A 12451-nucleotide genomic window follows, 5' to 3' on the forward strand; every position below is an offset into this window, starting at 1 on the left:
CTGTTTATTACAGTACGGGCACCATTGTCCGCGGTAGAAAAAAAGCACCACCGGGCCTTTCTCAGCCAGTGTTTTAAGGTGTTGTTTTTTTCCCCGTTGATCAGTTGCGGTAAAATCGGGTGCCGGGGTTCCTGTTTGCAGGCCTTTGGGCTGGGCATAAGTGGCGGTGAAAAACAGCAAAGCTACCAGCAGTTGTACAATTCGCATAGGTCTAAATTTTCGATAAAACTACTGGCTGCTGCCGGCAAAAACTGTCGGCCAGCCGACAAATGGTTAGATTTGCGCATGTTGTTAAAAAAGATAGGAAAATTCCTGCTCCGGCTCATTGTGCCAAAAAAATCCTGCTGTAAATAAAATTTTGGCTATAACTCTTTGCTACCGTAATATTGCAACCCGGTTAATGCACCGCTCCGGTGCCACTATACCGGTAAAAGCCCAGATGGCGGAATTGGTAGACGCGCTAGACTCAAAATCTGGTTCTCGCAAGGGAGTGCAGGTTCGATTCCTGTTCTGGGCACAAGATTTCATTTTTTTATAAAGGCCACTTTATTGTGGCCTTTATAATTTTCAACAATTTGCCATCCGATTTCATACTAGCAATTTTTGACATTTGGGGGCCACTGATTTGAAAGAAAGAAACGAACTTATTTTTATACTACTACTGCTTTTTTACCAAATAGATATATTAAAAAAACTCCTCTCTCGTTCGTTGTAAATACAGGTAAGAAAACTACCCATACTTAACTTTCCTCTTTCAGAAAACCTTTTGCTGATTTTATACGCTCCTATTTTTGACAGAATTTCACCATACCGCCTATTTTCTTTTCCCACCCCAATAATCTGGCAAGGCAGGAAAAATATGAAATACTTCATATACCTTCCTGGTACTTTAAGAAACGGCTTACATTAATTAGCCGGCATTAATAATTTTGCGATATCCTCGAACCTTAGAATTTATTCCACCCGCAGAATTCTGTATTGTACCAAAAAAGTAAACGGAAAATTTCAACTGGAATTGGAAGATCCTTTTACCGCTCATTTGAAATCCCGCGATGCAAACAAATTGCCCTGGATCATTTTTTTGGCCGCATCGCGGTTGCCACCCGGTGCATGCAACGCCCCGTCCTGTTCATCACTCCGGCATAAAGGAAATGCCGGCGGCTCTTTGCTAGCCGGACCGACCAGTTGCCGCAGCAAGGAAGACGCATTCACACAGCGCTGCACCACCACATGAATAACGGTGCCTTCTCGTTGCAGTTTGCCCGTTACCTGTAGCAGCCTTGCCTGTAAAATTTCTTTTCGATACTGGTCAAAGAGCTGGCGGAACACCACCAGGTTGGCACTGCCGGTTTCGTCTTCGATCGTAATAAAACAAATACCCGAGGCTGTACCCGGGCGTTGCCGCATAAGTACCAGGCCAGCTACCTGTACAAAGCTCCCATCCGGCAGGTTGATCAGGTCTTTTGCAGGCGTAATGCCCTGCTGGGTCAACGCCTCCCGTAGAAAACTCAACGGATGCGCTTTTACTGAAAGAGAAAGACTGCCATAATCCAGGATAACCTGCTCGGCTGTAGTCATGGCAGGAAGGGCTTCCATTTCTTCCAGGCTACTCTCCGAAGGCTGCCCGGTAAAAACACCTTTCGGATGATCGGCAAGTGCACTGATTTCCCAGATAGCGGTTCGCCGATCAAGCCCCATCGAACGGAAAGCATCGGCCTCAGCAAGCTTCTCCAGGGCAGGAAGAGGAATACCTGCGTCTAATAATTGATTGAGGGTAGTAAACGCCTTTTTCCTGGCAGCTACAAGTACATGCATATCTTCTTCTCTTAGCCCTTTTACCTGCCTGAACCCTAATCGAAGTGCGAAATAGCGGCCCTGCTTTTCTTCCAGTGAATGGTCCCACAGGGAATGATTGATGTCTACCGGCCGCACGGTTACCCCGTGGTCTTGTGCGTCGCGGACAAGTTGAGCGGGCGCATAAAAGCCCATTGGCTGGCTATTGAGCAGTCCACAAGCAAATAGATCGGGATAATGACATTTCAGCCAACTGGATATATAAACCAGCAGCGCAAAACTTACCGCATGGCTTTCGGGAAAGCCATAGGAACCAAAGCCTTCCAGTTGCTTAAAAACCCTTTCTGCATATTCCTGGCTGTAGCCGTTTTTCAACATACCACGGGTCAGCTTATCATGAAATTGTTTGACCATGCCTTGTGCTTTGAAGGTTGCCATGCTTCGGCGCAATGCGTCTGCTTCTGCCGGAGTAAATCCTGCTGCCACAATGGCAATTTCCATGGCCTGTTCCTGGAAAAGCGGTATCCCCAGCGTTCTTCCCAATATGTCTTTTAATGCTTCGGAGGGATAATCTACCGGTTCCTTTCCGTCACGGCGTCGTAAATAGGGATGCACCATGTCTCCCTGGATTGGACCCGGCCGCACGATGGCCACTTCAATGACTAAATCATAAAAACACCGGGGCTTCAACCGGGGCAGCATAGACATCTGTGCCCGGCTTTCGATCTGGAACACCCCAATGGTGTCGGCTCGGCAAATCATATCATATACCGCGGGATCATCCTGCGGAACATTGGCCAGCGTAAGGTCAAGATTATACTGCTGCTTCGCCAGATCAAAACATTTACGGATACAGGTTAGCATACCCAGCGCCAATACGTCAATTTTTAATAGTCCAAGTGCATCAATATCGTCTTTGTTCCATTCGATGTTGGTCCTATCTTTCATTCTTGCATTTAAGATCGGGCACAAATAGGATAGCTTGTTTTGAGAAATGACAAAACCGCCGGTGTGCTGGCCCAGTTGGCGGGGAAAGCCAATGTATTGCCGGGTCAATTCCAATACTTTTCGCAAATGCGGATCATCCGGGTTCAACCCAGCTTCGCGGATGCGCTGCAACTGTACCCCTTCGTCGTGGGTGCCACTGCAACCTGCCAGCAAATCGATCATATCTACGGAAAGGCCCATTGCCTTTGCCACATCGCGCACTGCGCCTTTGTAATGCACCTGGGTAACCGTAGCAACTATGCCGGCACGGTCGCGGCCGAACTTTCCATATATGTATTGCATAACTTCCTCCCGTCGCTCGTGTTCAAAATCTACATCCACATCCGGGGGTTCATCGCGGGCATCTGACATAAAGCGAGCAAACAACAACTTAAATTTTGAAGGATCCACCGACGTAATGCCCAGGCAATAGCAGATCACCGAATTGGCAGCCGATCCACGCCCCTGGCAGAGAATTTTATTAGCCTTGGCAAACTGTACAAAATCGTAGATCGTTAAAAAATAAGCAGCATAGTTTTTCCGCTCCATAAAATCCAGTTCGAATTCAATAGAGGCGCTGATTTTTTTGGGAATATTATCGCCAAACTTTTCTTTCGCGCCCTGCCAAACATAGTAGGCTAATTGCTCCTGCGGCGAGCGCCCTTCGGTAGTAATCTCTTGCGGGTATACATATTTCAGTTCATCGAGCGAAAACTGGCAAGCCTGCATAATTTCCTGTGTGCGGCTGATGGCATCCGGGTATTGCCGGAACAGGCGCAACATCTCTTTTTCCGGCTTTAAAAAGCGTTCCGCATTCTGGCAAAGCAGGTAACCCGCCGTATAAATGGTGCGTTTTTCCCGGATGCAGGTAAGCATATCCTGTAACTGTCTGCGATCACCATCATGATAATACACATCATTGGTAGCAAGTAAAGGTATTTGGTAACACTCCGATAATTCCGCAAGCCGATAGAGCTTTTTAATATCATCTCCCTGGTACGATCGGGTGGCGGTTAAATACAATTGCCCTACTAAATTTTGTTGGTATGCTTCTAAAGATCGCTTGAACAAATCATCATAATCGAAGCTGGCATTCAACTTTGCCGGCGGCACCACCGCAAATAATATTCCTTCTTTGTGCGCATATACATCTTGTTTATATAATTCACACTGCCCTTTCTCCGTACGCAGGTTACCGATGGTCAGTAAATGTGACAACCGCGAATACCCATCTATGTTAGTGGGATATGCCAGCAGTGAAGGACCATCTTGCAGGTCAAGACAGCAACCAACAATTAGGCGGATTCCGCTGGCTTTGGCGGCAGTATGGGCCCGTACTACACCGGCAAGCGTATTGTGATCGGTGATCGCAATTGCCGAATACCCCAAAGCAGCTGCCTGTGCCACAAGTTCTTCCGGATGCGAACCGCCGCGTAAAAAACTAAAATTCGTTGTCACCTGTAATTCCGTGTACGGCATATTGTATTCTTTTCTGTTACGCAAAAAAACCGTGCAGGTACCACTGATGTGCCTGGTCGCCGCTGTAATGTCCGAGCCGGAACAACCAGAACCGGGCACCGGTTTCATCTTCCACCACATAATAATCACGGTGTTCGCCCTCCTGTATCCACCATTCTGCTTCGATGCGCTCAGGTCCATCTGCTTTTTTGATGGTATGCAACTGGCCTTTGTGCCGGAAATGCATCGGCGGGTAATCCGGGATAGGCGCCGCCACTTCTACGGGTTCGGGGTGGCGTAGCAGCCGCACCGGCCGGGGACGGTCCTTTTGCCAGTGGGTGGCAGGCTGCTCGGCTAAGTCTTTTGCCGTGGTAAAGGATCGCTCTGGCCAGTAATGTTCTGCCGGCAGGTACCGCCGCACCACCCCCTGGCCCAATTTACCGGCAAGTTGATCAAGTAATTCAGCCAACCGGGCATCTTGCAAGCTGGTAGGATGCCACAGCGCTTCCTGCGAAAACCGGGCCTTCTCTACCTGGGTCGCTTCCAGAATAAACAGTTCAATGCCCAGCGCTGGTTCTATCCTATCAATTTTCAGTTCGAACAGTTTAAACAAATGGCGCAACTGGCAGGAAGCCAGGTGCGTGCCGATCTCAATGGACTGTACTTCACCGTCCACGCGGTAGGCGTTCAGCACCGCCTTCCTTAATCCTTTGCCTTCTTTTGCCAGGCGTTGACAAAGCATATCGAGCAGTTGCTCAAGGGCGATCTCAATTCCGCTCCGGGTAACAATGGGCTCCAGGCAGGGCAACCGCAGTTGGAATGGTTCTACTGGTTGTAGGGGTTGCAGCGGTTCGGCTTTCCAGCCCAGCGCTTCGTCTAACCGGTCCAATAACCCCACCCCAAAGCGGCGGCGCAGGATAGACCGCCCTCTATCCATAAAATGCCCGATGGTGGTTAAGCCTAATTTTTGCAGGCGTTCAATCGTAGCAGGTTCCAATCGCAATGCTGCGGGTGGTAATGAACATAAAGCTGCTCTTTCTTCACCAGACGGAGCAAGCACAACAGGTTGTTTAGCATACCGGGCAAGTGCCCATGCCGCCCCCACTGTACCTGCTATGGCAAAGCGGGTGGTATAGCCAAATGCTTTCAGCCGGTTTTGTATCGTGGACGCATATGGAACTTCTCCACCCCAAAGATGGGCGCAACCGCTGATGTTCAGCAGTAGTCCGTCTGACCCGTCAACCGCCACAGTTGGAGTATAGCGAATGCACCAATATCCCAGAGCAGTGAGTAATTGCTGGCTTTGGCCTGGTTCGGCATTCATGACCGTCAACCCGGCTACAAGTGCTCTGCCATCGGCCACCGCCATACCTGGGTAAATGCCTTTCGATAGTGCAGGAATGCTGGCAGCAGTAACCCGCATTCGACCACGATCCGGGGCAGCCAGCACAAAAGGCAGGGCTTTTAAATGCGGCCGGCGGCGAATCATGCCTTCCGCCAGCAAGTGCGGAAACCATATGGCCAGGATGCGCTGCATACTACCCGATTTTCCGCCAACGCGTTTGTGAAGGAAGAACCGAAGCAGCAGGCCGTTCCTGGAACCGGCCATCCATCCACAAGAGTTGCCAGGTACCCGGTTTGCCACCGCGGATTTTTTGCAGCTCCACGTTCCAGCAGGGAAATCCTACCCCCGGCATTCCGTTTGGATGATAGCTTGCAAGGGGCGTAATCTGCCAGCGACCGGTACAAGCCGTTGCCTGCGGAGAACCTACCCCGGGACGAAGGATAAAACCGGTGACCCCGGTTTTTTCTACCGCCAGTTGCAACCTACGTGAAGAGGTAAAGCTAAGGTCGGGCAGTTCACTCACCACGGCAGATAGGCCTTCCATTTGCAGGCAGGTTTCCATGGCCCAGCAGCGCTCCTTTTCATTGGTTACCTGTACAAAAAGCAGGCGATCCGGCTCCACTCCAAAAGAGCAGAACCCAGGCGGAAACAAAAGGGGCGCAGGGCTGATCCAGACACAGGGACCGCTGTTATACATTAACCCACTTAGGATACCCGCCACAAAGCCCGTTGTAGCAGCAGTGGACGCAGCTGACTTGGTAATGCACTCGTGCACCGCCCCGGTAGGAAATACCTTATGGGGAAAAGCCTCCAATATCGGCCCCAACGCCACTTTACCGGCCAACAGATCCTTGGCGGGTCGCTGCCCCTGCATACGCCAAATATCCTGCTGCAGGCGGGTTCTGATATCGTCGGTTACCTGGTTCACACAACAAATATAATACTAAATTATTTAGCAAATAACTGCCAAAATAATAGTATTTCCACCCCTGCTCTTTTTTTGATTCTCCAGATGCATTCGTATTCGATGGATGCAAAAAAGACCGCATTACCTAAGCGGTTCGGTCTATTGCTTACGGGAAACCATCAATTTTCTTTTACATGCAGTACTAAATTCGGCACAATAAAATAATGCTATTATGCGCAGTATTATTTACATTCTCCTATTACTACAGCTTTCATGCGGTAAAACAGCACCACTGGAAACGGATCCTACCCCCTCCGGATCAGCTACAGACACCCCGGGCAACTCCATAACGGCTGGTTGTGGACTATACAATGGAAAGCAATTATACAAAGGTCCTTCCGGCGGTTGTTATTATATAAACAGTTCGGGTAAAAAGACCTATGTTGCCAAAAATAAATGCAGTTGCTGAGTATATACGAAGAGCCTTATCCTGATTCCATTTGTATATATAGTAACTTACAACACTGAACCCCAAATGCATTAATTTTTCAACAAAAGCCCAGATGGAACAACCTCCCCTGGAACAGTTGTTCCATCATTTCGAGCAATATATCCGGCTATCAGATGAATTAAGGACCGCATTAGCGCTGAAACTAGTATTTAAATCCTTTCCAAAAGGAACACTGATACAGGATGCCAATAAAGTAGGTTCCTATTCGTATTTCATAGTATCCGGACTGGCAAGGGGCTATTACCTGAAAGACGGGAAAGAAATCAGTGAATTTTTTCCGGCAGAGAATGAATGGTGTAATTCGCCCAAAAGTTTTATAACCCGAAGAAAAGATATTTATTACCTCGATGCAATTGAAAATACAGAAACTTTCTGCCTGCAGGTAGATGACCTGGTTGAGTTATTTGACCAATTCCCCGAAATGGAACGCTATGCCAGGTTATCAATGGGTACGGTTTTTGGCCACCTATTAGAACGGATAGCTTCGCTCCGTTTCAGTTCTGCAAAAGAAAAATACGATCACTTCATGGTCACCTACCAGAACATTCACCATCGTATTCCATTGGGCATGATTGCTTCCTATTTAGGCATTACCCAGGAAACACTGAGCAGAATCCGGGCGCAAAAATGATTATTTGATCCAGGTCAATTACTTGTAGCGAAATAAACTCCAGCTTTGTAAAAAACAGCCAGTTGAAAAAAGCCGCATTAATTATAAGCGTTCTATTATCCATTTTTCATAGTAGTAGTTATTCCCAGGCAATTCGCCCGGATACACTGAAAACACCCAATGTACAGGCAATTCTTTATAAAGGAACGGGTAATAAGCAACCTCTATTGGTAGGATTCGGTGGTTCTGAAGGAAGAAATGCCTGGGCTAGTAAGTATTGGCAAAAAACCAGGGAAGAATTTATTGCCAAAGGATACGCAGTATTGGCCATCGGTTATTTTGGATTAAACGGAACACCTGCTATACTTGATAGAATTGCACTGGAAGAAGTGTATGCTGCTATATACCTTGCCAAACAGCAAAAGGGGATCAACGCCGATAAAATAATTTTGATGGGAGGATCACGCGGTGCCGATCTAGCCCTGTTAATAGCCAGTTATTATCCGGATATTTCAGGCGTAATAGCCCTGTCTGCCAGCCATGCCGTATTTCCGGGCCATACCCATCATTTCACCAGTTCCAGCTGGACCTATAAAGGAAAGGAATTAGCTTTTATTCCCATGAATGAAGCAGCCACTCCTTTCCTCTTAAAACGAGATCTGCGGGGTACTTTTGAAGCCATGTTGCAGGATAGTTTAGCAGAACAAAAAGCCCTGATACCAGTAGAAAAAATCAATGGTCCAATTTTATTGATGGCTGCAGATAAGGATGAAATCATACCGGCGGTTGATATGGGTAAAAAAATGATCAACCGATTAAAAGCACATCAATTTAACTATTCGTATGAACTGGTCATTTATGAAGGGGGCCATGCAGAACCCACCCGTCATTTTGATCGAATATTCAGCTTTTTATTGGAAACCCTGCCACCTGCTCCCTAAGCCTTTATCCTTTTCGCATATAAATATTTCCGGATACGGTTTCCAGCCGTAACAGGTCTTTTCCATCGTTCACTTGTCCGCGTATATGTGACCCCACTCCCCGCTTCTCTTTTTCGGGGATAGCAATATCCAGGTTGGAGTAGATAACCCCCGTAACTGTTTTGGCATCCACCTCTGCCTTGGAAACAACAATATCGAGGTTACCTGAAACGGTTTTAAGTTCTAAGGTTCCCTGGTAACTTTTTATTTCCACATTGCCGGACACCAGTTCTGTTTTTAGTTGACCAATGAATCGGGGTGCTTCCAGGTTTCCGGAAATGCTTTTTAAAAATACTGCTGCATTTTGCGGCACATAAATAACATAACTGATTTCAATATTTGTATGGGTATTTTTTCGTTGTTCGAGATAGTTCCCATAGTCATCCTTTACAATAAAACTGTTACCGCTGCTGGTAGCTTTCAGCTTAAACGCATCATTACCCGCGCCCCGGTCAATATCAACCGTGGCGCTGATACCCAGTTCATTTTTATCCCATTGTTGTAACTGTATTTTTTCTGCAAATCGGAGGTCGAGCTGAATAGATTGATTGAGCGCTAACTTATAGTTTTCTGTAACTTTTTTTTGTGCAAAAACTGCAATTGTGCATACACTAAAAAAGGCAATGAGTATACTCTTTTTCATATGAAGGAGTTGATACAGTTAATTTATTTTTTTCTGAGATAAATATTTCCGGTAGAAGCGCGCAAACTGATTTTAACGCCGCCATTGTTGATTTTTCCTTCAATGGATTTGTGTCCACTGATTGGTTTGAGGCCATCCTGCCTTGCAGGAACCAGGTCAAAGGCGGAAAAAACACCTCCAATAACTGATTTTAATTCAACAGAAGCATTCGCTGATTCGGGAAGGGTTACATCAATATCGCCCGTTGAGGATGCAATGGAAATGGGAGCGGTCTGGTTTACCTGGCTGAAATTTACTTTAATGGTACCGGTTGAGCTATGGGCAGTAATCGGCCCGGTTACATTTACCAGGTTAATTTCTCCCACATTTGTTTTTATTTCCAGCTCTGCTGTCCAGCCATTAATTACTGCATTACCCAAACTACCACAATCCAGCATAAGAGAAACTGTGGAGGGCAATTGAATAACCAGTCCACTCCTGTTAAAATGTGCTTGAAGGTCGGTTAAGATAAGTGTTGCTCCTTTTTGCTCCATTTTAAATCCTATGCCAGTATTGTCGGTTCCGCCCGGGTATATAGGCTTTAAACCACTTGCTTTTTCGTCTTCTTTATCAGACAGCCCGTTTGGTGCCAATACCAATTCATTACCAGACGATTTGGATAGTTCAATAGAGGTTTCTGAGTGGATTTCTACCCGGGTAATTCCGCTAAGTGATTTTTTAAATGACTTCTGAGCGGTGGCGAAGTTATAGGCAGCCAATAACGGCAGGGCCAGTAATAGTACCTGTTTGATCATGTTTAGATTTCTTAAATAGTTAAATAATTCTTTTCAGACCATTGCTAAGCTGGTCTTTCACATAGGGTTCCAGATCGGGTTGTACCAGTAGTTTTTTCATGGGTTGAACGGCGCGTTTTTCCTGCGCTTCCGTTAAGAACTGAATTACGAGAATCTGGACATCCGGATTTTTTTCAATTTCAAGCGAGCGGATAAGTGCCTGTTTTACCAGTTCTTCCTGTTTGAATTTCCAGAGGGCTTCTGCAGCTGCCATCCGAACATTCACATTTTCATCGCTGTGCAAGCGGGTAATAATGGCCTGCAGTATTTTTTTATCGGGGGTTTGCAATTCTTCTGAATAGTTAACTGCCTGTATCCGTTTACTGGCCGATGGATTGTTCAGCAGGGCCAGGGTCATTTCTGCTTTCAGCTCCTGCAATTGGTTCTCCATCTGGCTGATGCGGGTATCGGAAAACTTACCGGATCTATAGGTACCGACCCAATAACTGCCAGCTATGAGTAGTAAAACCGCTGCTACACGAAGCACTGTTTTCCAGGAAAAACCGATGCGTACAGGTTCTTTTGCTAACTGTTGTTGTTTTTCATCGGCCAGCATCCTTTCAAAGGATTCGCGGAGCGCAGGGGAAGGCGATTCCCAATGCAGGTTGTCTGTCCGTTCCAGGAAACCACGGGTTTGCCCCAGAACGGTGCGGCAAGCAGGGCATTGCCGCAGGTGCGCTGCAATAGCTAGTTTTTCTGCATCAGGTAAACCCCCTTCCAGGTAATCGATTATTTTCTCTTCCGTTTTTATACAATTCATACCTCTGCTGTTTGAAAATAAAGCGTTCGTAATTTTTTTATTGCGCGATGGGCTTTGATACGTACCGCAGCTTCAGACAGGCCCGTTATAGCTGCAATCTGCGCATATTTCATTCCTTTAAACCGGCTCAGGATTAATAATTCCCGGTCCGCCTCTCCCAGTTGCTGCATTGCCAGTTGCAGAATAGCCACCTGTTCCCCCGTATCCGGTATGTCGGCCAGCTCTTCCACCTCCTCAAGGGCCGTTGTAGCCTGCAGGTTTTTGGCCTGCCGGAAATGATCATTTCCCAGATTCCTGGCTATTTGAAAAATCCAGGAAACAAACCTGCCACCATTATAGGAACTACGGTTTTTGAGTACTTTGTAAAAAGTATTTTGGGTAAGATCTTCGCTCAATTCCCGGTTACGCAGTTTCTGGAGAAAAAAATTGAAAATCCAGGCATGGTAGCGGTCGAATAGCAGGCGCATGCTGTCCAGCTCACCTCCGGCAACCCGGCTCATCAATTCCTCATCCGTTAAATGTTTCAAGCTCTTGTAATCGGTTTATTGTAAATACTCCATTGGTGGTAAAAAGTTACAGCGGGTAGCTTATTTTTTTTATTTTGCTTTAATATTTAAATAGATTGATGATTATCAGCCATTAATTAATTAATAAAAATATTTAATTCTTAGGCCTCCTATCTACCAACTACCAGGCCTATCCGAACTTTATTGCGGGCATCGCTATTCGTGTACTGCCAGGCAGCAACCGAACAATCGGGTCATATATCCTGCATTGACACCATCAGCCGAATTTGTCAGGAAAAGCAGAAAAAGGAGCGAGAAAAACAGCAGCGGTAAGAAAAACCAGCGGCAGAACAAGAGAGCTGCAGGAAAAGCAGCGGGCAGCCGAAAAGACAAAAAGCCCGCGAAAATGAACTGGTATCAGTAGCCCCCTCGCCCNACCGTTAAAGCAACTGGTGTACTGCGAGCACTACCCGGCAGGTGAATGTAAAAAACGTGGAAATAATCGAACGCTCCAAAACAGATAAAATCCAAGGCAGGAACTGAGCAATTCAACCGGCCTCTGCCGGCCTGCGCTTTACTATATATAGGGTGTCGCAGGGTGAGCAAAGCCCTGGTCGATTATCAAATTTTAGGAAATAAACACCGCTATTCAGCACCGTCCAGAACCATACTTTTTCCGTAATTTTTTATTCCTTTTTCGTAAGAATCGATTAATTCTTGTCAGTTTAAACGTTTAAGCATAATTTCAGGTTGCTAAATAAACGAGTACTTATGAGATTGCTGCTATCCCTATTTTGTCTTCAGTGCCTGGTTATAACCTCCAATGCCCAACAACTGGATCCCAGTCACAAAGTTCCGTACAACAAAAACCTACCAGAAACCTGGAAAGAAGCGCTTTGGAGCAAAGAGAGAAAACCGTACAAAGGAAAAGAATTGGAAACAATTGGTATGCCGGTCGGTGGAATTGCAGCCGGGCAGTTATACGTTCGGGGAGACGGAACACTGGCCAACTGGTGGATCGCCAATAACGCCTACAATACGGGTTATGGAATAGACTGGTTGCTCAATTTTGAAACACCTCTCGGGCCCTGGAAGGTCTGCTATCAAACCTTTGAAC

General features: G+C 46.6%; 12 protein-coding genes and 1 tRNA gene. 5 read left to right on the top strand and 8 right to left on the bottom strand.

From position 1 onward, the window contains the following. On the bottom strand, nt 1-207 hold a 207-nt coding region (locus A1D16_RS14860; RefSeq protein ID WP_290710884.1), incomplete at its 3' end, for a redoxin domain-containing protein. Between the two features lie 226 nt (nt 208-433). Here A1D16_RS14860 and A1D16_RS14865 point away from each other — a divergent pair. Next, nucleotides 434-517: transfer RNA gene (locus A1D16_RS14865), tRNA-Leu, on the top strand. A 518-nt stretch (nt 518-1035) separates the two neighbouring features. Here A1D16_RS14865 and A1D16_RS14870 read toward each other — a convergent pair. Genes A1D16_RS14870 through A1D16_RS14880 form a run of 3 tightly spaced genes read right to left on the bottom strand, consistent with a single transcriptional unit; the run spans nt 1036 to nt 6512 of the window. Next, the gene (locus tag A1D16_RS14870) at nt 1036-4260 is read right to left on the bottom strand and encodes an error-prone DNA polymerase (RefSeq protein ID WP_290710886.1); all 3225 of its coding nucleotides are present in this window, start codon (nt 4258-4260) and stop codon (nt 1036-1038) included. A 16-nt stretch (nt 4261-4276) separates the two neighbouring features. Next, nucleotides 4277-5776: a DNA polymerase Y family protein gene (locus tag A1D16_RS14875; protein ID WP_290710888.1), complete on the bottom strand. Its 1500-nt coding sequence runs from the start codon at nt 5774-5776 to the stop codon at nt 4277-4279. A gap of 1 nt (nt 5777) precedes the next feature. Next, nucleotides 5778-6512: an Error-prone repair protein ImuA gene (locus tag A1D16_RS14880; RefSeq protein ID WP_290710890.1), complete on the bottom strand. Its 735-nt coding sequence runs from the start codon at nt 6510-6512 to the stop codon at nt 5778-5780. A 211-nt stretch (nt 6513-6723) separates the two neighbouring features. Between A1D16_RS14880 and A1D16_RS14885 the strand changes: the two genes are divergently transcribed. From A1D16_RS14885 to A1D16_RS14895, 3 genes are all read left to right on the top strand, one after another. After that, nucleotides 6724-6960 carry a hypothetical protein gene (locus A1D16_RS14885; protein ID WP_290710892.1) on the top strand — a complete coding sequence of 79 codons (237 nt, stop codon included), beginning with the start codon at nt 6724-6726 and terminating at the stop codon, nt 6958-6960. A 94-nt stretch (nt 6961-7054) separates the two neighbouring features. After that, nucleotides 7055-7633 (top strand): Crp/Fnr family transcriptional regulator, encoded by a 579-nt coding sequence (locus tag A1D16_RS14890; protein WP_290710895.1) that lies wholly within the window; start codon nt 7055-7057, stop codon nt 7631-7633. A 62-nt stretch (nt 7634-7695) separates the two neighbouring features. Next, complete coding sequence (locus A1D16_RS14895) at nt 7696-8553, top strand: acyl-CoA thioester hydrolase/BAAT C-terminal domain-containing protein (RefSeq protein ID WP_290710897.1); 858 nt, start codon at nt 7696-7698, stop codon at nt 8551-8553. A gap of 4 nt (nt 8554-8557) precedes the next feature. Here the strand turns inward: A1D16_RS14895 and A1D16_RS14900 are convergent, their stop codons facing one another. The 4 genes from A1D16_RS14900 to A1D16_RS14915 are packed head-to-tail and all read right to left on the bottom strand — an operon-like array spanning nt 8558 to nt 11355. Next, entirely contained in the window at nt 8558-9235 is a 678-nt protein-coding gene (locus A1D16_RS14900; protein WP_290710899.1) for a DUF4097 family beta strand repeat-containing protein, read from the bottom strand. 23 nt (nt 9236-9258) lie between these two features. Beyond that, nucleotides 9259-10029 carry a DUF4097 family beta strand repeat-containing protein gene (locus A1D16_RS14905; RefSeq protein WP_290710901.1) on the bottom strand — a complete coding sequence of 257 codons (771 nt, stop codon included), beginning with the start codon at nt 10027-10029 and terminating at the stop codon, nt 9259-9261. Nucleotides 10030-10048: 19 nt separating this feature from the next. Continuing rightward, a complete protein-coding gene (locus A1D16_RS14910) occupies nt 10049-10828 on the bottom strand; it encodes a HEAT repeat domain-containing protein (RefSeq protein ID WP_290710903.1) in 780 nt (259 codons plus the stop codon). After that, nucleotides 10825-11355: a sigma-70 family RNA polymerase sigma factor gene (locus tag A1D16_RS14915; RefSeq protein ID WP_290710905.1), complete on the bottom strand. Its 531-nt coding sequence runs from the start codon at nt 11353-11355 to the stop codon at nt 10825-10827. Before A1D16_RS14915 ends, A1D16_RS14910 begins: the two co-directional genes overlap by 4 nt. Nucleotides 11356-12105: 750 nt before the next feature. Between A1D16_RS14915 and A1D16_RS14920 the strand changes: the two genes are divergently transcribed. After that, a partial coding sequence (locus A1D16_RS14920; RefSeq protein WP_290710907.1) for a hypothetical protein occupies nt 12106-12451 on the top strand: 346 nt, incomplete at its 3' end.

This window comes from Flavihumibacter sp. CACIAM 22H1 (assembly GCF_001601815.1).
GTDB lineage: Bacteria > Bacteroidota > Bacteroidia > Chitinophagales > Chitinophagaceae > Flavihumibacter.

What these genes read in the sequence shown, in the direction of transcription:
- A1D16_RS14885 (WP_290710892.1), top strand. Translation starts at nt 6,724, where the DNA reads ATGCGCAGTATTATTTACATTCTCCTATTACTACAGCTTTCATGCGGT.
- A1D16_RS14875 (WP_290710888.1), bottom strand. Translation starts at nt 5,776, where the DNA reads ATGCAGCGCATCCTGGCCATATGGTTTCCGCACTTGCTGGCGGAAGGC.
- A1D16_RS14910 (WP_290710903.1), bottom strand. Translation starts at nt 10,828, where the DNA reads ATGAATTGTATAAAAACGGAAGAGAAAATAATCGATTACCTGGAAGGG.
- A1D16_RS14870 (WP_290710886.1), bottom strand. Translation starts at nt 4,260, where the DNA reads ATGCCGTACACGGAATTACAGGTGACAACGAATTTTAGTTTTTTACGC.
- A1D16_RS14905 (WP_290710901.1), bottom strand. Translation starts at nt 10,029, where the DNA reads ATGATCAAACAGGTACTATTACTGGCCCTGCCGTTATTGGCTGCCTAT.
- A1D16_RS14900 (WP_290710899.1), bottom strand. Translation starts at nt 9,235, where the DNA reads ATGAAAAAGAGTATACTCATTGCCTTTTTTAGTGTATGCACAATTGCA.
- A1D16_RS14890 (WP_290710895.1), top strand. Translation starts at nt 7,055, where the DNA reads ATGGAACAACCTCCCCTGGAACAGTTGTTCCATCATTTCGAGCAATAT.